General features: G+C 63.6%; 25 protein-coding genes and 1 pseudogene. 13 read left to right on the top strand and 13 right to left on the bottom strand.

Going from position 1 to position 22,859, the window contains the following annotated elements:
* Window positions 1–120: 120 nt before the first annotated feature.
* The 7 genes and pseudogenes from ABIB00_RS17025 to ABIB00_RS17055 form a co-directional block, all read right to left on the bottom strand.
* A pseudogene (locus tag ABIB00_RS17025) lies at window positions 121–802 on the bottom strand (alkaline phosphatase D family protein); the annotation flags it as partial.
* A 119-nt stretch (window positions 803–921) separates the two neighbouring features.
* The gene (locus ABIB00_RS17030; protein WP_354105131.1) at window positions 922–1,338 is read right to left on the bottom strand and encodes a hypothetical protein; all 417 of its coding nucleotides are present in this window, start codon (window positions 1,336–1,338) and stop codon (window positions 922–924) included.
* A 110-nt stretch (window positions 1,339–1,448) separates the two neighbouring features.
* A complete protein-coding gene (locus tag ABIB00_RS17035) occupies window positions 1,449–2,450 on the bottom strand; it encodes an NAD(P)H-dependent flavin oxidoreductase (RefSeq protein ID WP_354105132.1) in 1,002 nt (333 codons plus the stop codon).
* A 93-nt stretch (window positions 2,451–2,543) separates the two neighbouring features.
* Window positions 2,544–4,163 (bottom strand): DHA2 family efflux MFS transporter permease subunit, encoded by a 1,620-nt coding sequence (locus tag ABIB00_RS17040; RefSeq protein ID WP_354105133.1) that lies wholly within the window; start codon window positions 4,161–4,163, stop codon window positions 2,544–2,546.
* Window positions 4,160–5,314, bottom strand: coding sequence for an HlyD family secretion protein (locus ABIB00_RS17045; RefSeq protein ID WP_354105134.1), 1,155 nt, complete (start codon window positions 5,312–5,314; stop codon window positions 4,160–4,162). The genes ABIB00_RS17040 and ABIB00_RS17045 overlap by 4 nt, the downstream gene beginning before the upstream one ends.
* A 183-nt stretch (window positions 5,315–5,497) precedes the next feature.
* Window positions 5,498–5,656 carry a hypothetical protein gene (locus ABIB00_RS17050; protein WP_247348003.1) on the bottom strand — a complete coding sequence of 53 codons (159 nt, stop codon included), beginning with the start codon at window positions 5,654–5,656 and terminating at the stop codon, window positions 5,498–5,500.
* A gap of 22 nt (window positions 5,657–5,678) precedes the next feature.
* On the bottom strand, window positions 5,679–6,053 hold the full coding sequence (locus ABIB00_RS17055; RefSeq protein ID WP_027516524.1) for a PRC-barrel domain-containing protein: 375 nt from the start codon (window positions 6,051–6,053) through the stop codon (window positions 5,679–5,681).
* 156 nt (window positions 6,054–6,209) lie between these two features.
* Between ABIB00_RS17055 and ABIB00_RS17060 the strand changes: the two genes are divergently transcribed.
* The 7 genes from ABIB00_RS17060 (at window position 6,210) to ABIB00_RS17090 (ending at window position 10,817) form a co-directional block, all read left to right on the top strand.
* Entirely contained in the window at window positions 6,210–7,997 is a 1,788-nt protein-coding gene (locus ABIB00_RS17060) for a thiamine pyrophosphate-requiring protein (RefSeq protein ID WP_354105135.1), read from the top strand.
* 8 nt (window positions 7,998–8,005) lie between these two features.
* Entirely contained in the window at window positions 8,006–8,233 is a 228-nt protein-coding gene (locus ABIB00_RS17065; RefSeq protein WP_211397214.1) for a hypothetical protein, read from the top strand.
* Window positions 8,234–8,320: 87 nt separating this feature from the next.
* A complete protein-coding gene (locus ABIB00_RS17070) occupies window positions 8,321–8,872 on the top strand; it encodes a DUF4142 domain-containing protein (protein WP_354045949.1) in 552 nt (183 codons plus the stop codon).
* 110 nt (window positions 8,873–8,982) lie between these two features.
* The gene (locus tag ABIB00_RS17075) at window positions 8,983–9,567 is read left to right on the top strand and encodes a phosphatase PAP2 family protein (RefSeq protein ID WP_354045947.1); all 585 of its coding nucleotides are present in this window, start codon (window positions 8,983–8,985) and stop codon (window positions 9,565–9,567) included.
* Window positions 9,564–9,911 (top strand): DUF3147 family protein, encoded by a 348-nt coding sequence (locus ABIB00_RS17080; RefSeq protein WP_247347993.1) that lies wholly within the window; start codon window positions 9,564–9,566, stop codon window positions 9,909–9,911. Before ABIB00_RS17075 ends, ABIB00_RS17080 begins: the two co-directional genes overlap by 4 nt.
* Window positions 9,911–10,399, top strand: a complete 489-nt coding sequence (locus ABIB00_RS17085) for a DUF3147 family protein (RefSeq protein ID WP_354105136.1) — start codon at window positions 9,911–9,913, stop codon at window positions 10,397–10,399. Before ABIB00_RS17080 ends, ABIB00_RS17085 begins: the two co-directional genes overlap by 1 nt.
* A 169-nt stretch (window positions 10,400–10,568) precedes the next feature.
* The gene (locus ABIB00_RS17090) at window positions 10,569–10,817 is read left to right on the top strand and encodes a hypothetical protein (protein WP_247347989.1); all 249 of its coding nucleotides are present in this window, start codon (window positions 10,569–10,571) and stop codon (window positions 10,815–10,817) included.
* A 137-nt stretch (window positions 10,818–10,954) separates the two neighbouring features.
* Here ABIB00_RS17090 and ABIB00_RS17095 read toward each other — a convergent pair whose 3' ends face one another.
* Window positions 10,955–11,161, bottom strand: coding sequence for a hypothetical protein (locus ABIB00_RS17095; RefSeq protein WP_247347987.1), 207 nt, complete (start codon window positions 11,159–11,161; stop codon window positions 10,955–10,957).
* Between the two features lie 639 nt (window positions 11,162–11,800).
* On the opposite strand from ABIB00_RS17095, the gene ABIB00_RS17105 reads away from it, so the two are divergent.
* Window positions 11,801–12,313, top strand: coding sequence for a DUF4142 domain-containing protein (locus ABIB00_RS17105; protein ID WP_354105138.1), 513 nt, complete (start codon window positions 11,801–11,803; stop codon window positions 12,311–12,313).
* Window positions 12,314–12,318: 5 nt separating this feature from the next.
* On the opposite strand, the gene ABIB00_RS17110 is transcribed toward ABIB00_RS17105, so the two are convergent.
* Complete coding sequence (locus ABIB00_RS17110; RefSeq protein ID WP_354045941.1) at window positions 12,319–12,615, bottom strand: hypothetical protein; 297 nt, start codon at window positions 12,613–12,615, stop codon at window positions 12,319–12,321.
* A 276-nt stretch (window positions 12,616–12,891) separates the two neighbouring features.
* On the opposite strand from ABIB00_RS17110, the gene ABIB00_RS17115 reads away from it, so the two are divergent.
* Both ABIB00_RS17115 and ABIB00_RS17120 read left to right on the top strand, forming a co-directional pair.
* Window positions 12,892–19,182, top strand: a complete 6,291-nt coding sequence (locus ABIB00_RS17115) for a HAMP domain-containing protein (RefSeq protein ID WP_354105139.1) — start codon at window positions 12,892–12,894, stop codon at window positions 19,180–19,182.
* 13 nt (window positions 19,183–19,195) lie between these two features.
* Window positions 19,196–20,686, top strand: coding sequence for an HWE histidine kinase domain-containing protein (locus ABIB00_RS17120; RefSeq protein ID WP_354105140.1), 1,491 nt, complete (start codon window positions 19,196–19,198; stop codon window positions 20,684–20,686).
* On the opposite strand, the gene ABIB00_RS17125 is transcribed toward ABIB00_RS17120, so the two are convergent.
* Window positions 20,683–20,904 carry a hypothetical protein gene (locus tag ABIB00_RS17125; protein WP_247347975.1) on the bottom strand — a complete coding sequence of 74 codons (222 nt, stop codon included), beginning with the start codon at window positions 20,902–20,904 and terminating at the stop codon, window positions 20,683–20,685. The genes ABIB00_RS17120 and ABIB00_RS17125 overlap by 4 nt on opposite strands.
* Window positions 20,905–21,045: 141 nt before the next feature.
* Here ABIB00_RS17125 and ABIB00_RS17130 point away from each other — a divergent pair, with 141 nt between their 5' ends.
* Together ABIB00_RS17130 and ABIB00_RS17135 are read left to right on the top strand one after the other, a co-directional pair.
* Entirely contained in the window at window positions 21,046–21,303 is a 258-nt protein-coding gene (locus ABIB00_RS17130) for a hypothetical protein (RefSeq protein WP_247347974.1), read from the top strand.
* 93 nt (window positions 21,304–21,396) lie between these two features.
* Window positions 21,397–21,642: a hypothetical protein gene (locus ABIB00_RS17135; protein WP_247347973.1), complete on the top strand. Its 246-nt coding sequence runs from the start codon at window positions 21,397–21,399 to the stop codon at window positions 21,640–21,642.
* A gap of 134 nt (window positions 21,643–21,776) precedes the next feature.
* On the opposite strand, the gene ABIB00_RS17140 is transcribed toward ABIB00_RS17135, so the two are convergent.
* Complete coding sequence (locus ABIB00_RS17140) at window positions 21,777–21,983, bottom strand: hypothetical protein (protein ID WP_247347972.1); 207 nt, start codon at window positions 21,981–21,983, stop codon at window positions 21,777–21,779.
* Between the two features lie 18 nt (window positions 21,984–22,001).
* Entirely contained in the window at window positions 22,002–22,223 is a 222-nt protein-coding gene (locus ABIB00_RS17145) for a hypothetical protein (protein ID WP_354105141.1), read from the bottom strand.
* A 116-nt stretch (window positions 22,224–22,339) separates the two neighbouring features.
* Here ABIB00_RS17145 and ABIB00_RS17150 point away from each other — a divergent pair, with 116 nt between their 5' ends.
* A complete protein-coding gene (locus ABIB00_RS17150; protein ID WP_247327823.1) occupies window positions 22,340–22,534 on the top strand; it encodes a DUF3072 domain-containing protein in 195 nt (64 codons plus the stop codon).
* A gap of 13 nt (window positions 22,535–22,547) precedes the next feature.
* Here the strand turns inward: ABIB00_RS17150 and ABIB00_RS17155 are convergent.
* Window positions 22,548–22,859, bottom strand: a 312-nt coding sequence (locus ABIB00_RS17155; protein ID WP_354105142.1) for a transposase, incomplete at its 5' end; no start/stop codon positions are given.

Here is a 22,859-nt window from a genome sequence, read left to right on the forward strand (position 1 = left end):
ATGCGCGCGGCGATGCCGTGTGAGCAGACTCTTCGGTGATGGAAAAGAGGTGGCGGGAAGGTACAGCATAGTGTGGGAGCCGCAGGAGCGCCAATCAAGATCGGGTTAGCGACCTACGAGGTTGTATTTGTAATTGCCGCGGAACTGCGCCAGCGTGTGCGCGATCTCGGATTTCTCCTCGGTCACGGCATTCCGCCAGGTCTCGCCGTTCGGCAGCTTCCGCTCCGAGGGAATCGTGCAGTCGGCGTAAGTGTGATCGCCGGAATGGATGAAGAAGTCCGGACGATTGTCGAGCATGGTGCGATAGCTGCGATAGCCGCCGCGATGTGTCGATGCCCCAGCCCTGCCCCGCGGTGTCGCCGGACCACAGGAACGAGATCGACCGGCCGGCAGCCGGCGCGGTGCGGAAATGGCCGATGCGGCTTTCGTCGGCGATGCCGATCGCGATGTCGTCGAAGCGCACACGATAGAAGATGTCCTGCCCGAGGGGCAGATCGTTCAGCAGCAGCTTTGAGGTGAAGTCGGTATCCGGCAATGCATCGCTCGAAGCTGACGCAATAATGGTCTTGAAGCTCTCGACGATCGAGCACTCCACCTGCATCCGCGCGGGCCGGTCGGCGCGCGCCCGGACCACGGCGGAGCCATCCGAGGCGTCGCCGGACTGGATGCCGCCTGCGATCTGCGGACGATCGGCGGCGCGGCTGAGATGTGGCTTTGCGAGCGTGGCGGCGGCGAGGCTGGAGGTGGAGCGGACCAGGAATTGCCGCCGGGTCCAGGCGCGCGAGGCGCGGAGCGATGCCATTCAGGAAACCTTCGTCGAATCGCGACCGAAGGTGCCTGCGTCGTTTGACTCCCGGCTTACGGTTTCTTGACCCCGGGCCTACGGTTTTGCGACGTACGGATGACGGCTCGGCACTGACCTTAGCGCTGCCAGTTGCAGATGCCGCCGGAGCGGCAGGGCCAGGTCTGGATGCGGGTATCCCTCGCCTGCGCGTCGAGCGGATTGCTGTGGCGATGCGCGAGCTTGGCGCGCGCAACCTTGGATCGCGCTACTTTGGCGTGCACGACCTTCGGCTCCGACACATGCACGCGTTCGGCCGCGACTTTCTTCGGCACGCCGAACGGCTCGGAGCGCGCCTGCGCCTCGTTGCCGCCGCGCGCCTCCAGCGCGAGCGGCGCGAATTGGGTTTCGGGCCCGAGCCGCTTCGGCGACAACACGGCCTTCGAAAGATCGAGGCCTAGATACTCACTCGGCTTGTACTCGTCAGCGCGCGCGATGCCGCCCCATGCGAGCACGAGGGCAACGGCAACTGCAAAATGAACGCTCTTCAGGACCACGGACGCCTCCTGAAATTGATTGTTAAGAGGTAATTTACCTCTATTTATTTAGGAGGCGTCGCGCGCAATTCCAGCGGTCAACTGCCGCCGTGGTTAAGAAGTTGGCGGTGTCAGGCGACCCTTTGCGGTGCACCGGTCCCTTCAAGGAACCCCATCAGACGGTTGCGAATGATGGTTTCCGCCTCAGCCATGATCCTGTCGACGAGTTCCTTGCAGGTGGGGATGTCGTGGATGAGCCCTGCGACCATGCCGCAGCTCCAGGCGCCTGCATCCATCTTCCCGTCCAGCATGATCCTGGGATAGACGCCCGCGACCTGATCGTGGATGTCGTCGATCTTGAGCTTGTCGCCCTTCTCGCGTTCGATCTCGAGCAGGCGGTCGACATTGGCGTTCTTCAGCACGCGCTCGGTGTTGCGCAGGCTCCGCATGATCAGGCGGGTGTCGAGTTCGGTCGCCGCGACCAGCGCGTTCTTCACGTTCTGATGCACCGGCGCTTCCTTGGTGGCGATGAAGCGCGTGCCCATGTTCATGCCGGCCGCACCCAGCGACAGCGCCGCGACCAGGCTGCGTCCGTCGGCCATGCCGCCGGAAGCGACGAACGGGATCTTCAATTCCTCCGCCGCGCGCGGCAGCAGGATCATGTTGGGAATGTCGTCCTCGCCGGGATGGCCGCCGCACTCAAAACCGTCAACGCTGACGGCGTCGCAGCCGATGCGCTCAGCCTTCAGGGAGTGGCGCACCGAAGTGCATTTGTGGATGACCTTGATGCCGGCCGCCTTCAGCGCCGGCATGTAGGTTTCCGGGCTGCGGCCCGCGGTCTCCACGGATTTGACCCCGCCCTCGACGATCGCGGCGATATATTCAGGATGAGGCGGCGCGGCGAAGGCCGGCAGGAAGGTGAGGTTCACGCCGAACGGCTTGTCGGTCATGTCGCGGCAGCGCGCGATCTCTTTTGCCAGCAGCTCCGGCGTCTTCTGCGTGAGACCGGTGATGATGCCGAGCCCGCCCGCATTGGAGACGGCGGCCGCCAGCTGTGCAAAGCCGACGAAATGCATGCCGCCCTGGATGATGGGGTGCTCGATGCCGAACAGTTCGGTGATCGCGGTCTTCACTTAAGTTACCTCCCGGACTTTTGCTTGGTGTTCGGACCAGTCTAGCCGGACTTTTGCGCCGCGGTCACCCTTTCTGTCCCAACGGTCGTTGGCTCAATGTCCCTTTGCCGGCGCGTTCAGATTGATTGGCCGCAGCACGGCGGCAGTGGGGATCATCAGCACGGCAACAACCGCGAGGGTCCAGAACACGTCGATATAGGCGAGCAAATCGACCTGCTGCTGCAAGATGCGGCCGACCCAGGCGACGGCCTGCGAGGCCGCATCGCTCGCGCTCGAGCCCTGAGCCTGGAAGAAGCGGGTCATCGTCTCGATGGTCTGCTGGTAGCCGAGATCGGATGGCGCGGCGTGCTCGATCAGCCGGCTCTGGTGGAATTGCTGGCGCTGCGCCAGGACCGTCTGTGCCAACGCGACGCCCATGGAGCCGCCGATGTTGCGAGCGACGTTGATCAGCGCGGAGGCTTGGTTGGTCTTTTCAGGCGGCACGCCGTCGTAGGACGCTGTCGTGACCGGCAGGAACAGGAAGGGCAGACCGAGGGCGAGGAAGATGCGCGACATCGCGGCGTAGCCGTAGGTGATGTCGCCGGTGAGCCCCGTGAGATGCCACATCGAGAACGCGACGATGGCAGCGCCGAGCATGATGAGATATTTCGGCTGCACGATGCCGGTGAGGCGGCCGACCACGGGCATCAGCACCAGCGTCGCGATGCCTCCGGGTGACAATGCGAGACCGGCGAGCAGCGCAGTGTAGTTCAGTTCGGTCTGGAGCAGTTGCGGCAAAAGCTGCGTTGTGGAGATCAGCACCGCACCGGTAGCAAGCATGACCAGGAAGCAGGCGGCGAACTGGCGGCGGCCGAGCAGGCGGAGATCGACGATGGGATCCTCGCGTGTCAGCTCCCAGGGGATCAGCGCAAGCAGTGATACGGCCGAAAGCAAGGCGAAGAACACGATCATGTTCGAGCCGAACCAGTCGCTGCGCTGGCCTTCGTCGAGCACGTATTCGAGCGAGCCGAGCCCGGTCGCGACCAGCAGGAAGCCGACATAGTCGACCCGCAGCCCCTTGCTCAGCAGCTTCTTCCTCTCCTCCTCCGCGCCCGACGGCTCCTTGACCAGCGTGCCGACCAGGAACAGCGACAGCACCCCCATGGGGACGTTGATCAGGAACACCCAGTGCCAGGTGTAGGTGTCGGTGATCCAGCCGCCGAGCGTCGGTCCTATCACCGGCGCCACCACGACGGCGATGCCATAGATCGCAAAGGCCTGGCCCCGCTTGTGCGGCGGGAAGGAGTCGGCGAGGATCGCCTGCTCACTGGTCGCCATGCCGCCGCCGCCAAGGCCCTGAAGGATGCGGAACAGCACCAGCGCCTGCAAATTCCATGCGAAGCCACACAAAAGCGAAGAGACCGTGAAGGTCGCAACGCAAATCATGTAGAAGCGTTTGCGGCCGATCACGGTCGACAGCCAGCCCGAGATCGACAGCACAATGGCGTTGGCGACGAGATAGCTGGTGATGACGTAGGTGCTCTCGTCGATACCGACCGCGAGGCTGCCCGCGATGTGTCGCAGCGCGACATTGGCGATGGTGGTGTCGAGCACCTCCATGAAGGTCGCGATCGAGACGACGAAGGCGATCAGATAAGGATTATGACCACCCGCCGCGGAGCGCTCCGGCGACCAGCCGCCCGCGGATGCGCCGCTGTCGACGGCGTCCGTCATCGCACCCTGATCCAGGGCACGACCGACATGCCGGGACCGACAGGCAGATCCGCCGGCCAATTGTCGACCACGATCTTCACCGGCACGCGCTGCACCACCTTGACGTAATTGCCGGTGGCGTTCTCCGCCGGCAGCAGGCTGAACGCGGTGCCGGAGCCCGGCTGCACGGACTCGACATGGCCGGTCAGCTTACGGCCGGGATAGGCGTCGATGCGGATCTCGACCGGCTGGCCCGGTCGCATGTCATTGAGCTGCGTCTCCCTGTAGTTGGCGACGATCCAGACCTCGTCGGGCACGAACATCATCAGGCTTTGTCCCGCAGTGACAAAAGTACCCTTGGCACCACTAAGCTTGACGACGCGGCCAGACTGCGCAGCAATGACGCTGGTATATTGCAGGTTCAACTTGGCCTGATCGAGCTGCGCCTGCGACTGCGCGAGCTGCGCGCGGGCGCCCTCGAGCTGCGCTTGCAGCGTCTCGATGCCGACTTGCGCGGCGGTCACCGCGGTCTTCGCACGTTCAGTGTTGGCCTGCTGCGCCTGAAGATCGGAGCGGGTCTGTTGCTGGCGCTGCACGGTGCCGGCGCCCTTCTCGACGAGATCTTCCGCGCGCTTGAACTCCTCCTGCGAGAACTGGAGCTGCGCCTGCGCTTGTTCGAGCTGCGCCTGGGCCTGCTTGATCTGTTCCTGTTGTGAAACGATCTGGGCCTCGACGTTGGCGATGTTCGCCGTTGAGATCGCAACTTGAGCCGCGGCCTGCTGTATGGCGATGCGATAGTCGCGCTCGTCGATCTTGGCAAGGAGATCGCCGGCGTTGGCATGCTGGTTGTACGTGACCGGAATATCGGTCACGTAGCCGCCGACCTTCGCGGCCACCGAAAAGCTGCGCGCCGCGACGAAGGCGTCGTCGGTGGATTCATAGTGACGCACCTGGAGCCAGTAGAGCAGGCCAGCGATCAGGGCCGCGAGCAACACAATGGCGCCGACGGTGGCGAGCAGCCAATGCTCGCGCATCCGATCTCGCAGCGATGGCATCTTCGCCGGCTTCTGATCTTTGGCGTCGCGGGCCTGATCAGGAGATGTCTCCGGAGCTTCCTTCGCCCTCTGCGGCGGCTCCGCGGACGGCCCATGCTCCCGGGTTTGAGCATCCACGGTGAACACCTCTGTCGGTACTAAGCCGCCTCAGTCCGGCTCGCACCGGAGGCCTAACCGCAGTGCGAAGGCATGGTTCCGGCCTGCGCAAGCGACGGTGTCATACGTCAATGTGACTGCTCAAAGAACAAGCGCGGCATCGTGCACGCCGCGCTTGCTGCGAATTCATTATTAACAGCTTGCTCAGTGCGTATTGGTCTCATGCCATTTTTCGAGATCGGGTTTCACCTCGCCCGATCCCTGCTCCTTTTCCGGATTGCCTTTCCAGGGCTTGTCCGTTTGCTTGTGCGAACCCCAGTCGCTCTGCTGCCGGGGATCGTCGTTCGGCCGTTCCTTGCTCATCGAACTCCCTTTCCGTGAATCCCTAAGCGAAGGGGACGCCATAGTAGGAGTTGATACCGCGAACTGCGGCGTCATCACCCCAGTTCCAATCACTCCGTTCGCCGTATTTCGGCGCGCCTTCCAGCTCCTTAGTGGTAATGCCGGTGACGTAGCCGCCAAGCTCCGTGTCGTATTTCAGCGACTGCCACGGTAGCGGATAGTGGTCGTTGCCGAGGCCCAGGAAACCGCCGAAACCGAGCACGGCGTAGGACACCTTGCCGCTGACCTTGTCGATCATCACGCGTTCGATCGAGCCGATCTTGTTGCGATCGGCGCCATAGACCGATGTTCCCTCGACCTTGTCGCTGCCGATCAAGCGGCCCATCTCGTTTTGGTCCAGTTCGCCTTGATTCAACATCTCAATTCTCCACTCAGCCAGTATTGAGACAACCCGAATGAGTGAGCGATCGTTCCAGCTTGTTCCGCGTGAGTTGAGGAACATCGCCTGAAACAGGCGGTTCTCTCGACTTCAAGTCCCCGAATCAAAAGTTCCTGGAACGAAGAGCCGCCCACGATGTCCCAGACCGTCTCCGACTTCATCGTTCAGCGTCTGCATCAATGGGGAGTGCGCCACCTCTTTGGCTATCCCGGCGACGGAATCAACGGCGTGTTCGGTGCCCTTCAGCGTGCTGAGGGCAAGATCGGCTTTGTCCAAGCCCGGCACGAGGAGATGGCCGCCTTCATGGCGACCGCCTATGCGAAGTTCTCCGGTCAGCTCGGCGTCTGCATCGCAACTTCGGGCCCCGGCGCCTCGCATTTGATTACCGGGTTCTACGATGCCCTGCTCGATCACCAGCCGGTGCTTGGGATCGTCGGTCAGCAGGCACGCAATGCACTGGGCGGACACTATCAGCAGGAACTTGACCTCGTCTCGATGTTCAAGGATGTGGCTGGCGCCTACGTCATGCAGGCATCCTCGCCGGCGCAGATTCGGCATCTGATTGATCGATCGATCCGGATCGCGCTGGCCCGGCGGACGCCAACCGTGATCATCTTGCCCAACGATATCCAGGAGGAGCCGTACGAGGACCCGCCGCGCGCTCACGGCACCCTGCATTCTGGCATCGGCTATAGCGCTCCCAGCATCAAGCCTCGTGACGCTGATCTCGACCGTGCCGCCGAAGTGCTCAACGCCGGCAAGAAGGTCGCGATGCTCGTCGGCGCCGGCGCGCTGCATGCCACCGAGGAGGCGATCGCGGTCGCCGACCGGCTGTCGGCCGGCTGTGCCAAAGCGCTGCTCGGCAAGGCTGTGCTGCCCGACGACCTGCCCTGGGTCACCGGCTCGATCGGCCTGCTCGGCACCGAGCCCAGCTACAACATGATGATGGAATGCGACACGCTGCTGATGGTCGGCTCCGCCTTTCCCTATGCCGAATTCCTGCCGAAGGAAGGCGCGGCGCGCGGCGTGCAGATCGACATCGACGCCAGCATGTTGTCGATCCGCTTTCCCATGGAGGTCGGCCTCGTCGGCGATGCCGCCGAGACGCTGCGCGCACTGCTGCCGCGACTGAAACCCAAGAGCGACGGCGCCTGGCGCCAGGGTATCGAAGCCGACGTCGCGAAATGGTGGAAGACGCTGGATGACCGCGCACATCAGCCCGCAGCACCGGTCAATCCGCAGCTCGTCGCCTGGGAATTGTCGCCGCGCCTGCCGGACCTGGCCATCATCACCAGTGATTCCGGCTCCTGCGCCAACTGGTTCGCGCGCGACCTGAAGATGCGCCGCGGCATGACGGCCTCGCTCTCCGGCGGCCTCGCCTCCATGGGTGCCGCGGTGCCCTATGCGCTCGCCGCGAAATACGCCCATCCCGACCGCCCCGTGATTGCACTCGTCGGCGACGGCGCGATGCAGATGAACAACATGGCCGAGCTGATCACCGCCGCGAAGTATTGGCGCGACTGGAAGGATCCGCGCTTCATCGTCTGCGTCTTCAACAACGAAGACCTCAACCAGGTAACCTGGGAGCAGCGCATCATCAACGGCGATCCAAAATTCGAGGCATCGCAGCGCATCCCAAACGTGTCCTATTCGCGCTTTGCCGAGTTGATCGGCTTGCGCGGCATCTACGTCGACAGCCCGCAGTTGCTGGGCTCGGCCTGGGAGCAGGCGCTGGCGAGCGAGATGCCGGTGGTGCTGGAGGTGAAGACCGACCCCGAAGTGCCGCCGCTGCCGCCGCACGTCACCTTGCAGCAGGCGAAGAATTTCTCGCTCGCCCTGATGAAGGGCGATCCCAACGAGAGCGGAGTGATCAAGGGAGCGGCGCGGCAGATGTTGGAAAAGATCCTGCCTGGAAAGGAATGAGGTGAAGCATGAGCGATTTCCGCGATATCCAGCACGGCGTCAACGATCCCGTCGATGGCCTCGACGTGAAGCGGCAGATCAACGACAACCGGACGCCGCATGAACGGGCACAACGCCATGCAGACGTACGTGCCGAGGCCACCGCCACGCCGACCGAGCCGTTTCTGCCCGAACGGCTTCGGCGCAAGCCGACCGACCCCATCAATCCGCGCACCGGGCGGCATCCCACGGATTAACCGTTAGGAACCTCGGCCCCTGCGGCGTGTTGGTCGGCGCCACGTCGCGCGGCGAGAGGCTGCGCGCTCAATCGGAGGGACCGGACCATGAAACGTACCATCATCGCCCTTGCTTGCGTGCTTTTCGCAGGCCCCGCGCTCGCCCAGTCGCTCGGTGAGAAGACCGGCGTCAATTCGGCGCTCGGCATCGCGCCTGCGACCGCCGACTTCGTCAAGGAGGTTGCCATCAGCGACATGTTCGAGATCGAATCGAGCAAGCTCGCCGAGCAGAAGGGCAACGCGCAGGAGAAGAGTTTTGCGCAACAGATGGTGACCGACCACACCAAGACCAGCGGCGAACTCAAGGGCCTGGTCAGCGGCGGCAAGGTGCAGGCAACCCTGCCGACAGCGGTCGACAGCTCGCACCAGAGCAAGCTCGACAAGCTCAAGAGCGCGAATGGCAAGGACTTCAGCTCGGATTACAATTCGTACCAGGTCAGCGCCCATGAGGACGCGGTCTCGCTGTTCGAGCGTTACGCCAAAGGCGGGGACAATTCCGACCTGAAGGATTGGGCCGGCAAGACGCTGCCGGCGCTCAAGCACCACCTCGACATGGCCAAGGAGCTCGGCAAGGCACCGAGCGTCGGCCAGTCCAAGTAACGAGTTTCCGAGGACGCCGGCTTGCATATGCCACGAGGCAGAGCTCAGGAACCTTCTTTGCCTCCGGGCTTTGCAAGACCGTCATGGGGAGACATCACGCTTGCAGACCGATGGCCTTAGTCAACGTCAAACCTACCCGGATCGACGTCGCGATCGCGAACGAGATCGCTGATCACACCAATTCAGGCGTCGAGCACACCGCGCAGACATTAACCTGGGCGGCCGACGAGCACGTGCTGCTCGCGCTGGCCGCAGCGGGGTGGCTCTATGCTCATATTTGGCAGCCGCAACAGCGGCCCGTGGCAAATCACGTTCTGGCTGTGTCGCTAGCGACGGCCGTTCTGCCTCATGTCCTGAAATCCGTGTTCGATCAGATCAGGCCAGACCGGCTGACCATACGCGGACACCGACATGGAGTACCCGTCTCAGGACAGGCGCGCGACGCCTTCCCGTCCGGTCACGCGGTCCATATGGGCGCACTTGCGTCGGCTGCGGGCTTGCTGCCCGAAGCGCCGCGTCGATTGGTGCGCACGGTTGCGGTCGCGCTTTCGCTGACACGGATCGCGGTGCTCGCGCATTGGGCAAGCGACGTCGTCGCAGGATTTGCGCTTGGCGCGGCCGTAGAGAGACTTTTGCGGCCATGGACACTGACGCGATCGTTCCGCGAGCAGGTCAATCGGCGGGAACGGCCGTGACCGAATATGTCCTGCGATTCATTGCCGGTGGCGTCATCGTCTCCGCCTTTGCGATCTTCGGCGATATGCTCAAACCCAAAAGCTTTGCGGGGCTGCTCGGCGCAGCGCCGTCAGTCGCACTGGCGACGCTCGGCATCGCCGTCGTCCAGCACGGCCCGCAATATGCTGCGGCCGAAAGCTGGACGATGATCTATGGCGCGGTCGCGCTCGGCTGCTACAGCGTTGTCGTCTGCCATCTGCTGATCGGATACCGTGTGTCCGCGCTGCCCGCGACCGTCCTCGCTGTTGTCGTGTGGCTTGCGGTCGCCTTCGGCCTGCTCGCCGGCTTCGGAGGTGCGGCCTGATGCCGGTCAAGCTGTCACTCTCCGCGCTAAAGCAGACACGCTGGTACGAATACGGCATTCGTTTCCTGCTCGGTGGCCTGGCGACCGTGCTCACGGGGATACTGGGAGCGCACTTTGGTGTGTCCGTTGGCGGACTATTCCTTGCGCTTCCCGCCATCTTCTGCGCGAGCGCCACGCTGGTCGAAAGCCATGAGCGCCGCACCAAGGAGAAGGCCGGCCTCAGCGGCACGCGCCGCGGGCAAGAGGCCGCCGCGCTCGACGCGGCTGGCGCCGCCTGGGGAAGTGCCGGTCTCCTGGCATTCGCTGCCGTCTTCCATCTCACCGTGGCTGCGAGCGTTCCGGGCGCTTTCGCTGCCGCGTTGATCGTCTGGGCCGTCGTTTCGGTATTGGCCTGGTGGCTCAGGCGCAAGCTTCGCATCGTCTCCCGCAAACCGCACCGATCAGCCCATTCGCTGTCGGCAAAGAGCTCTCCCCTCGCGAAGCGTTAGCTCGCTTTCGCTTGCGTCGAAGGCTGCAATCTCGGCGGTTGAAGGCCCAGGCTGTTGGCCCAGCGCTCTACCTGCTCGATGACCATCTGGTGGCTCGGATTTTGTGGAACCCTCGTGGAATGAGTTTGTTGAGTGGATTACTCAACATACTCATTTTGGGTGATTGACCATGAACGACCTTCGCGCCGAGCGGCTCCAGGTCATGCTGTCACCAGAAGAACTGGCCGCGGTGGACGACTTCCGGTTCAAACATCGCATGCCGACACGAGCCGCGGCGGTACGCGAGCTCCTCAAGCTCGGACTGGCCGCCGCCGGGGTTGATGCAGGGGCTAATGTCAAATCGAGCAGGTTCGGGGTTTTCGGGCGCGGACCGGACGGCCACACGCACCCGCATCCGCAGCGCGAGTCCGAAGATTAGCCCGGCCTGATGCTCAAGCAAACGGCCCCGGCACGGGGTGCCAGGGCCGCCCTTGGAGATTGCTTCCGGATCACCGGGGGCATGACAACCAGAAGCATTCCCTCGACTCTTCGCGCGGGGATTCGTTCCTCGTGGAATTAGCCGCTCGGCGCGTCGCCGGAATCATCCGGCACCATGCCGGAGCCGGGTGTCTTGCTGTTGTCGTTCAACTTGGGATCGCGCGTGGCCTCGCGAGAGGGCGAGCCCTCTCGCTTCGACTTGTGCACCGTTTGCGCGCGCTGCTTGTCCCGCGGCTGCTGTTCACCGCGCTGATCTCTGATGATGCCTTGGTCGGAATGGGCCATGATGTGCTCTCGCCTCTCTCGTGTCGTCTCGAAGCGCTTACGCGCCTGAGCCTCGAAGGTTCCGAGAGCAAGAGAGGCTGCGGCTAACTATGGGCCGCGTGGACTGCGGCCGTTGCATTTTCATGATGCACCTGCCGCACCGTCGTCACCGTCGCAAATGCGACCGAGACGCCAAAGGCGAAAATGAGAGAAAGAAGAGCCAGACGTGGGCGTGTAGCCATCGCAAACCTCCTTCTGGAATTAAATTCCTGGAATCAAAAAATAACGAGATCGACTGCTCCCGAATAATGAATTGGTGGCTTGCGTTCCGTGAGCCGTCTCACACGCAGATTCACGAAAACGAGAGCGTCACGCCTCCTGCCTTTGACGGCTGCGGGCCGCAACGGGCGGCACCTCGCCGTCGAGCCAGTCCTGCTCGTTCGCGAGTGCCGTCCACGCCTCCGCCATGCGCAAGAAGCGGTTGTGAGCCGGCTGTCCTTGGGACCGTTCAGCGAGCTGAAGGCAGTTTTCGGCGTTGTCTCTGAAAGTGTCGGATCGTTTCATGAAGGTAAAATTGGGGACGGAACCTGGGCGCTGCAACAGCGCTTACGAGATCGTAACATTTGCGGAACTTTGGTCACCATCCGCTATTGGCTATACATGCGGATTCTTGTCGCGATAGTCCTCGCCTCCATCAGCACTGCAGCGCTTGCCGATAGCACCGCCGAGCACAGTCCGGCCGGCCGCGCGCCGACCGCAACCGAGGTCATCAGCGACCTCTACACGTTCAGCCGCTTCCAGCAGGGTCTGCTGGAGAGCACCGACCTGAAGGGCAATGCCGAGGTCAAGAACCTCGCCGCTCTGCGTGCCGAAGAAGCAGCCCAGCGCGACAAGGCCCTGAAGCCGATCCAGGAGGCGATCGGCACTGAACCGCGCGTCGCCAAGACGACCCCGGCGAGTGCGAGCCTGGTCGAGCCCGAAACCTCGGACGGGCCAACTTTCGTCAAAAGCTACTATGCCGCGCAGATTCCCGAATATGAATCGGTGATCGACCTGCTCGAACGCTATCTCAAGGCACCCGATGATGCCGCGCTTGCGGCGTTCGCGCGCGAGCAGCTCCCGATATTGCGCTCGCAGGTCAAGGACGCCGAGCGCACCATGGCGGACAAATAGCCCCTTTACTTGTCGTTCGGATGATGTTGCTGGCTCTCCGGCCGCACCGTACGGTCGCTCTCCGGCATTCTGTCCCGGCCGGCATCCCCATTGTCATCCTTGCCGCCCGAGCTCGAGGTGCCGCTACCGCTGGGGTTCGACCGGGTCGACGTGCCCGTGGTCGGCGTATCCGCCCGTGGCGTGGCGGAGCTTGCGGCGGGATCGCCGGTCACGGCGCCGCGACCGCTGGGCGCACCGCTCTGCGCCAAAGCCGATCCGGCAAACACCATCACAGTCACGACGACGGCAAATCCGGCTTTCATATGCGCTCTCCCTGCATTTGCGGGCTAACGGGAGGGCCGCCGCTCCGTTCCTGAAGCCAACTGTCAATGGCGCGTTGAAGGGGGACCTTCGGCCCGAAAATTTTGGAACCCGATGGAACCATTTCGGTCCATCGCGATTGTTTCCGTTGGGCTGAGCAAAGCAGGTTCCATTTCCTGGTGCCGCACGTTGGCGCTTGATTTCGAATTGAGCTGAAGCTCTATTTTGATCAATCGCGTCTTGCCTGGGATTCGGCCGGCGCCTGCGGGGGAATGAGTATGAGCGACGTCGAAACCGGAACTGCATCACGCTCCGGTCGTCGCGGCCCAAAGCCAAAGAACAACGGTATGTCGGAGCCGGATTCCCGGGCAGAATTGCTGCTTGCCCTCCAGGCCATGCGCAACGGCGATTTCTCGGTGCGCATGAGCGGCGACTATCTCGGCATTGACGGCAAGCTCGCCGACACATTCAACGAAATCATCGCCGCCAATCAGCGTATGGCGCAGCAGCTCGAGCTGGTCGGCCAGGTGGTCGGCCGCGAGGGCAAGACGCGGCAGCGCGTGAAGTTCGGCCTCGCCTCCGGCTCCTGGGCCGATATGGAAGGCTCGGTCAACACATTGATCGACGATTTGTTGTGGCCAACCCGCGAGGTGACGCGCGCGGTCGCAGCCGTGGCGCAAGGCGACCTGATCCAGACCGTCAAGCTCGACGTCGACGGCCGTCCGCTCCGCGGCGAATTCCTGCAGTCCGCGACCATCGTCAACACCATGATCAAGCAGCTCGGCGTGTTCACCTCCGAGGTGACGCGCGTCGCGCGTGAGGTCGGCACCGAGGGCAAGCTCGGCGGCCAGGCCCAGGTGCCGGAAATGACTGGCGTCTGGAAGGATTTGACCGAGAGCGTCAACTCGATGGCGAACAACCTGACCAACCAGGTTCGCAACATTGCCGAGGTGACGATCGCTGTGGCCAACGGCGACTTGTCGAAGAAGATCACGGTGGACGTCCGCGGCGAGATCCTTCAGCTCAAGGAAGCCATCAACACGATGGTGGACCAGCTCCGCTCCTTCGCTTCCGAAGTGACGCGCGTGGCGCGCGAGGTCGGCACCGACGGCAAGCTCGGCGGCCAGGCCATCGTGCCCGGCGTCGCCGGTACCTGGAAGGACCTGACCGATTCCGTGAACGCGATGTGCGGCAACCTCACCGCCCAGGTCCGCAACATCGCCAACGTCACCACCGCCGTTGCGCGCGGCGACTTGTCGCGCAAGATCACGGTGGACGTGCGCGGCGAGATCCTGGAGCTGAAGGACACCATCAACACCATGGTGGACCAGCTCAACTCCTTCGCCTCCGAAGTGACGCGCGTGGCGCGCGAGGTCGGCACCGAGGGCAAGCTCGGCGGCCAGGCCCAGGTGCCTGGTGTCGCCGGCACCTGGAAGGACCTCACCGACAACGTCAACTTCATGGCGTCGAACCTGACGGCCCAGGTCCGCAACATCGCCGACGTCGCGACCGCCATCGCGGGCGGCGACCTCTCGAAGAAGATCACGGTGAACGTGTCGGGCGAGATCCTTCAGCTGAAGGAAACGCTGAACACCTGCGTGGACCAGCTCAACGCCTTCGCCGGCGAAGTGACGCGTGTGGCGCGCGAGGTCGGCACCGAAGGCCGCCTCGGCGGCCAGGCCAACGTGCTCGGCGTCGCCGGCACCTGGAAGGATCTCACCGAGAGCGTCAACTCGATGGCGTCGAACCTGACCGCGCAGGTCCGCAACATCGCCGAGGTGACGACGGCGGTTGCCGGCGGCGACTTGTCGAAGAAGATCACCGTGGACGTGCGCGGCGAAATCCTCGAGCTGAAGGACACCATCAACACCATGGTGGACCAGCTCAACGCCTTTGCCGGTGAAGTGACGCGCGTCGCGCGCGAAGTCGGCACCGAAGGCAAACTCGGCGGCCAGGCCCAGGTGCGCGGCGTCGCCGGCACCTGGAAGGACCTCACCGACAGCGTCAACTCGATGGCGTCGAACCTGACCGGGCAGGTCCGCAACATCGCCGAAGTCGCGACCGCGGTGGCCAAGGGCGATTTGTCGAAGAAGATCACCGTCAACGTGTCCGGCGAAATCCTTCAGTTGAAGGAAACGCTCAACACCATGGTGGACCAGCTCAACGCCTTCGCCGGCGAAGTCACGCGCGTTGCGCGCGAAGTCGGCACCGAAGGCAAGCTCGGTGGACAAGCCGAAGTGCCCGGCGTCGCCGGCACCTGGAAGGACCTCACCGACAGCGTCAACTCGATGGCTGGCAACCTCACCGCCCAGGTCCGTAACATCGCCGAAGTGGCGACCGCGATCGCCGGCGGCGACTTGTCCCGCAAGATCACGGTGGACGTGCGCGGCGAGATCCTTCAGCTCAAGGACACCTTGAACACGATGGTCGACCAGCTCAACCGCTTCGCGGGCGAGGTGACGCGCGTGGCGCGCGAGGTCGGCACCGAAGGGCGCCTCGGCGGCCAGGCCAACGTGCCCGGCGTCGCCGGCACCTGGAAGGATCTCACCGACAGCGTCAACTCGATGGCGGGCAACCTCACCGCCCAGGTCCGCAACATCGCCGAGGTCACCACTGCCGTGGCGCGCGGCGACCTCTCGCGCAAGATCACCGTCGACGTGCGCGGCGAAATCCTGGAGCTGAAGAACACCATCAATACCATGGTGGACCAGCTCAACGCCTTTGCCGGCGAAGTCACGCGCGTCGCGCGCGAGGTCGGCACCGAAGGCAAGCTCGGCGGCCAGGCCGAGGTGCCCGGGGTTGCCGGCACCTGGAAGGACCTCACCGACAACGTCAACTTCATGGCCTCGAACCTGACGGCCCAGGTCCGCAACATCGCCGAGGTCGCAACCGCGATCGCGGGCGGCGACCTCTCGAAAAAGATCACGGTGGACGTGCGCGGCGAGATCTTGCTGCTCAAGGACACCTTGAACACCATGGTCGAGCAGCTCCGCTCCTTCGCGGCCGAAGTGACGCGCGTCGCGCGCGAGGTCGGCACCGAAGGCCGGCTCGGCGGCCAAGCCGTGGTCCCCGGCGTCGGCGGCACCTGGAAGGACCTCACCGACAACGTCAACCTTTTGGCCGCGAACCTCACCACGCAGGTCCGCAATATCGCCGAGGTCACCACTGCGGTGGCGCGCGGCGACTTGTCGCGCAAGATCACCGTGGACGTGAAGGGCGAAATCCTCGAGCTGAAAAACACCATCAACACCATGGTGGACCAGCTCAATGCCTTCGCCGGCGAAGTGACGCGCGTCGCGCGCGAGGTCGGCACCGAAGGCGAACTCGGCGGCCAGGCCCAGGTGCCCGGCGTCGCCGGCACCTGGAAGGACCTCACCGACACCGTCAACTTCATGGCGGCGAACCTGACCGAGCAGGTCCGCGGCATCGTCAAGGTGGTGACCGCGGTCGCCAACGGCGACCTCAAGCAGAACCTGACGGTGAAGTCGAAGGGTGAGGTCGCGGCGCTCGCCGACACGATCAACAACATGACCGAGACGCTCGCGACCTTCGCCGACCAGGTGACGTCAGTGGCGCGCGAGGTCGGCGTCGAGGGACGGCTGGGCGGTCAGGCCGACGTGCCCGGCGCCGCCGGCACCTGGAAGGATCTCACCGGTAACGTCAACCTCCTGGCGGCCAACCTCACCTCTCAGGTGCGCGCGATCGCGGAGGTCGCAACCGCGGTGACCAAGGGCGACCTGACACGGTCGATCCAGGTCGACGCCCGCGGAGAGGTCTCGGAGCTCAAAGACAACATCAACACGATGATCACGAACCTCCGTCTGACGACGGACGTGAACACCGAGCAGGACTGGTTGAAGACCAATCTTGCGAAATTCACCAACATGCTCCAGGGCCAGCGCGATCTCACCACCGTCGGCCGGCTGCTGCTCACCGAATTGTCGCCGCTGGTGAACGCGCATACCGGCGTGATCTATCAGGTCGAGAACGAGGATAGTCCGCAGCTTCTGCTGCTCGCTTCCTATGCCGGCGACGGCATCTATCCGTATCAGCGCGTGCTGCCGCTCGGCGACGGCCTGATCGGCCAATGCGCGATCGACAAGCGTCCGCGCGTGATCGCGGACATTCCGGCCGACGTGGTGCCGATCAATTCGGCACTGCTCCGGGTCGCCCCGAAGAACCTCGTGGTGCTGCCGGTGCTGTTCGAAGGCCAGGTCAAGGCGGTGATCGAGCTGGCCTCGCTCACCTCATTCACGACTTCGCAGATGACCTTCCTGGAGCAGCTCACGGACTCCATCGGCATCGTGCTCAACTCGATCGAAGCGACGATGCAGACCGAAGGCCTGCTCAAGCAATCGCAACAGCTCGCCGGCGAACTCCAGACCCAGCAGCGCGAATTGCAGCAGACCAACGACCAGCTCGAACAGAAGGCGCAGCAGCTCGCCGAGCGCAACGTCGAGGTCGAGCGCAAGAATCAGGAGATCGAGCAGGCCCGCCGCGCACTGGAGGAAAAGGCGACCGAGCTGGCACTCACCTCGAAGTACAAGTCCGAATTCCTCGCCAATATGAGTCACGAGCTGCGCACGCCGCTGAACTCGATCCTGATCCTCGGACAGCAGCTCACCGACAATCCGGACGGCAATCTCACCGGCAAACAAGTCGAATTCGCCCGTACCATCCATGGCGCCGGCACCGACCTGCTCAATCTCATCAGCGACATTCTAGATCTCTCCAAGATCGAGTCCGGCACCGTGACGGTCGACGCCGAGGAAATCCTGACCGCGAACCTGCTCGATACCGTCGGGCGGCCGTTCCGTCACGAGGCGGAAAACCGCAACCTTTCGTTCAAGATCGACGTCGATCCGAATCTTGCGCGCAGCCTCGTCACCGACTCCAAGCGCCTGCAGCAGGTTTTGAAGAACCTGCTCTCCAACGCCTTCAAGTTCACCGCCGAGGGCGAAGTGCGCCTGAAGGTCGCCGCCGCGGTCGGCGGCTGGGGAACGGATCATCCCTTGCTGAACTCGGCGCCGGCCGTGATCGCATTCGAAGTGTCCGACACCGGCATCGGCATTCCCCTGGAGAAGCAGAAGCTGATCTTCGAGGCGTTCCAGCAAGCGGATGCGGGCACCAGCCGCAAATATGGCGGCACCGGCCTCGGCCTTGCGATCAGCCGCGAGCTCGCAAGCCTGCTCGGCGGCGAAATCCACCTGCGCAGCTTGCCGGGCAAGGGGTCGTGCTTCACGCTATACCTGCCGCTGAAATATTCCGGCCCGACGCTCGCGCCGCGCCCTGCGCCCCAGCAACACAGCCAGCCGCCGGCGCTGCAGCCCGCCACGCCCGAACAGCAGCGCGTCATCGAGCAGCTCGCCGACGACCGGCTCAACCTCGAACCCGGCGACAGTATCCTGCTGATCGTCGAGGACGATCCGCATTATGCGCGTATTCTGATTGACCTTGCCCGGGACAAGGGTTTCAAGGTGCTGGTCGCCGCACGCGGCGCGGAGGCGCTGGAGCTTGCAAAGCAGTACCAGCCGCGCGCCGTCTCGCTCGACGTGTTCCTGCCTGATATGCTCGGCTGGACCGTGCTGAGCCAGCTCAAGCACAATCCGCTGACCCGCCACATCCCCGTGCAGGTCATCACGCTCGACGAGGACCGCCAGCATGCGCTCGCGCGCGGCGCCTTCTCCTTCGTCAACAAGCCGACGACGACCGAGGGCGTCTCGGCCGCGCTGACGCAGATCAAGGAATATGCGCGGCCGCGGCGCAAGCGGCTGCTGATCGTCGAGGACAACGAAGCCGAGCAGCTCTCGATCCGGGAGCTCCTGCATCACGACGATATCGAGATCGTGACGGCCGGCACCGGCGCCGACGCGCTCTCGATGCTGCGTGAGTCCCCCTGCGATTGCGTCGTGCTCGACCTGCGGCTGCCCGACATGAGCGGCTTCGAGGTGCTGGACCAGATCCGCAACGACGAGGCGCTGTCGAACGTCCCGGTCGTCGTCTTCACCGGCCGCGAGCTGTCCGCCGAGGAAGATGCGGAACTCCACACCATGGCGCGCAGCATCGTGGTCAAGGGCGTGGAATCACCGGAGCGCCTGCTCGACGAGACCGCGCTGTTCCTGCACCGCGTGATCACGGAATTGCCGGTCGAGAAACAGCGCATGCTGGAGAAGCTGAACAGTTCCGACGACGACCTGATCGGCAAGACCGCCCTCCTCGTCGACGACGACGCCCGCAACATTTTCGCGCTGTCGAGCGTGCTGGAACGGCGCGGCATGAAGGTGCTGACGGCGACCACCGGCAAGGAGGCGGTGACGCTGGTCGAATCCAATCCGGAGATCGCCATCGTGCTGATGGACATCATGATGCCGCAGATGGATGGCTATCAGACCATCGGCGTTATTCGTGAAGATCCGGCCTTCGCCCGTGTTCCGATCATCGCGTTGACGGCCAAGGCCATGAAGGGCGACCGCGAGAAATGCCTCGAAGCCGGCGCGTCCGACTACCTGGCCAAACCCGTCAACACCGATCAATTGCTGCTTGCAATCCGCATGTGGCTGCACCGCTGAGTTGGATGCCCGTATGGACCACCAAAAGGTCAACATCCTCCTCGTCGACGACCAGCCGGCCAAGCTGCTCGCCTATGAGGTGATCCTGAAGGATCTGGGCGAGAATCTCGTGATCGCCTCGTCGGGTCGCGAGGCTCTGGAGGTGCTGCTCAAGACCGAGATCGCGGTGATCCTGGTCGACGTCTGCATGCCCGAACTCGACGGCTTCGAACTTGCCGCGATGATCCGCGAGCATCCGCGCTTCCAGAAGACCGCGATGATCTTCATCTCGGCCATTCAAGTCAGCGACATCGACCGCCTGCGCGGCTACGAGATGGGCGCGGTCGACTACGTCCCGGTGCCGGTCGTGCCGGAGGTGCTGCGCGCCAAGGTCAAGGTGTTTGCCGAACTCTACCGCAAGACGCGCGAGCTCGAACGGCTGAACCAGGATCTCGAGGACCGCGTGCGTGCACGTACCGCCGAGCTTGAGAATTCCACCGCAAAGCTGCGCGAGAGCGAAGAGCGGCGCAGCATGGCGATCGCCGCCGGCAAGATGGGCTCCTGGGACTGGGACTGGATTACCGGCGACTGGATCTGGGACGAGGGGCAGTATCGCATCTTTGGCGTTGGCCCGGAGAGCTTCGAGGTGAACCCGGCCAACGTTCAGGCGCTGTTGCATCCCGATGAGGTCGATCAGTTGCGCAAGGCGATCGGCGAATTCAACAAGGGCACGCGCGCCTATGAAACGGAGTTCCGCATCGTGCGGCCTGACGGCGATGTGCGCTGGTGTGTCGGCACGGCCGCCGCCACGGCCGACGATAGCGGCCGGGTTCTGCGCGTCAGCGGCGTGACGGTGGACATCACTGAACGCAAGCGCGCCGAGGAGCGGCAGAACCTCCTGGCGCGGGAAGTCGATCATCGCGCCAAGAACGCGCTGGCACTGGCGCAATCGATCGTGCGCCTGACCCGTGCGGACGAGGTCAAGGCCTATGTCAACGCCGTCGAGGGGCGCATCAATGCACTGGCGCGCGTGCATACGATCCTGTCGCTGTCGAGTTGGCAGGGCGCCGAACTCTCGAAGCTGATCGACGAGGAGCTTGCGCCCTATTCCCTCGGCGGCCAGATCAAATTGGCAGGCTCCGAAGTTCAGTTGCTGCCGGCGACCGCCCAGACGCTGGCACTGGCGCTGCATGAGCTTTTCACCAACTCGGCAAAGTATGGCGCGCTCTCGACGCGGTCGGGACGGCTCGCGATCGGCTGGCAGGCCGAGGACGAGTTGCTCACGCTGACCTGGGAGGAGACCGGCGGCCCGCTTGTCAGGCCCCCGAAGTCCCGCGGCTTCGGCACGCGGAGCCTGCTTGCGAGCGTCGAGTCCCAGCTCGGTGGACAAGCGCATTTCGATTGGCGCGCCGAGGGCCTGCTGTGCCGCCTGGAGGTGCCGTTGATTCGCAAGACTGCCGCGACAACCACACCAGGCAAATTCGAAGACGCCAGCTCCGCCGAATTGCAGCGCGCATCCGGCTAGCCGGAGGACGCATTCGTCATGCGCTGCGCCGGACGCGGTTCGCGCGCGACGCGTCCTTCGAGCCAGGCTTCCGTTCGGGCGAGCTCGCGCAGCGCTTTTGCATAGCGGCGAGCAGCACTTCGCTCCGCGCCGCGGGGCAGCTTGCGCGCTTTGCCCAGGATGTCCGCGGCGGCGTTGCGATAGGCCAGCGAGCGGTAAAGAAAGACCACCTTACCCATATCGAATGTTCCCGTGGTGTGACGTGTTCATCCTCGCAAAGCCGGCATGAACGTCGGATGAAGCGGGCAATGACAATTCCTTCATCCGGATGGAACCGGCGAGCGTCGCAGGCGTTGGATGCGAGATCGGGATAGAGTTCCATGCGCACGAAAAAGTCGTCGGACCTGATCTCTCCCAGCGGCCTCGTCAAGCTGATGACGCATGCGATGATGGGCGCAGCCCTCGGCCTCGCTTTCAGCCTCGTGCTCGTTCTGACCAATCCAGCCGTCGCCAACCTGCTCAGCCATGGCGGAAGCCAGGCCGCTGTCGCTTTCGCCCTCACATTGGCGACGACATTCGCGATCGGCGCGACACTCACCGGCGTCGTCTTCATCCTCGCAGAGGACAAGGAATCTTGAAGTGTGCGTGATGCAGCGGAGCTCCTGTGTTCGGAACTCCTGTGACCGAGCGCGGTTGGCTGCCTGCGTCAATTCAACTCAGGGAGTTCCCCCATGAAGACAACCAAGCTCGCCCTCGCCGTGATGTTGGCAACCGGCCTCGCCGCCGCGCCGTTCGCCGTGCAGGCAAAGTCGCACAAGGCGAAACATGGATCCTCCATGTCGTCGTCGCAGACCACGGGCGCCAACACCAAATCCTCCAAGGGCGCCGATCCCTCCGGTCAGGGCGGCTCCGGCCCCGGCTCCGACCAGGGCGGCACCATGACGCACAACAAGGGTGGCATGAGCAACACCAAGTAGCTGCTCGGCGAAATTCAAGGAGGCCCCGCCATCGCGGGGCCTTTTTGCTTTGCGGGTTCGGCTGAACCCTTCTCAGGCCGCTTCGCCAACCTCCGGCATCGACAAGCCCGCATGTCGCCCTGCGCGCGTACGCTTCAACGACGGCCGCCGGTGAGGTCGGGATGACAGCCCGCACGATCTGATTTCACGAGATGATCGAGCTGTCCGCTCTTGCGCACGATCAGGAGCTGGGCCGCGGCGTCGTCGAGCCCCTCGCGTTGCAGCTGCCGGATGGCCGAGCCCAGTTCGAGAATCTCGGCGCGCAGTCTCAAGATCCGGTACGTCGCCGGGTCTTCTTCCACGGCACACTCCCAAAGCTTTCAATGGCGCGCGATAGAACGCACGGGATTGCCGGCTTTCTTCGCGGAACGAAGGCGCATCCTGTCGCGGACATCCGGCAGGACATCGCCGCCACCTGCAGCCTTCCATTCGCCGATCAGAAGATTGATTTTCCAGCGCAGATCCATTTGCGCCAGGGCCTTCTCCGTGCAGTCGCGATCGCGGTCGACGAGCTCGCGCACGGACGCCTCGACATCGGCCATTTCCAGCCTCAACGCACTGATTTTACGTCGAATTTCATTAATTCTGTTGTCCATGACTTGTTAGAACAAAATAAGAACATATAGTCAAGTCACGATTTCAGGTCCGGAGAAGCGACATGCAGGTTCAGGGTAAATACGATGCCAGGGCTTTCCTCACAGAGCAGATGACCCGGACACAGGGCCTCAGGCTGAAACGGCTCAGCGAAGAGGCCTATCAACCCGCGCAATATGCGCGGGACCTGTCCTCCAGTGAGGCAGCACGGCGCATCCAGGTGCTGGAAGCGGAGATCGAGCTGGCGAATTCGTTCTAGGGTCTGTTGGGATTCATCTGGAGTTTATCGCGGCCGCGGCCAGATAGATCATTGAAGTGAAGCTCTGGTCGGTCTTGTCGGCGCGCATTGCGATGCGCTTGAATTCCTTGAGCTTGCCGAAGAAGTTCTCGATGAGATGCCGCCATTTGTACATCTCCTTGTCGATGGCGAGAGGCTGTGCACGGCGCGGATGCTGGGAGATGACGACTTTGGCGCCACGCGCTTCGAGTTCGGCGATGATGGCGTTGCTATCGAAGGCCTTATCAGCGATCAGCGCGTTGAAGGCCAATCCCTCGATGAGCGGCGGCACGCCCACCGTATCGAA

The organism is Bradyrhizobium sp. LB14.3, assembly GCF_040547985.1.
Taxonomy (GTDB): Bacteria; Pseudomonadota; Alphaproteobacteria; order Rhizobiales; family Xanthobacteraceae; genus Bradyrhizobium.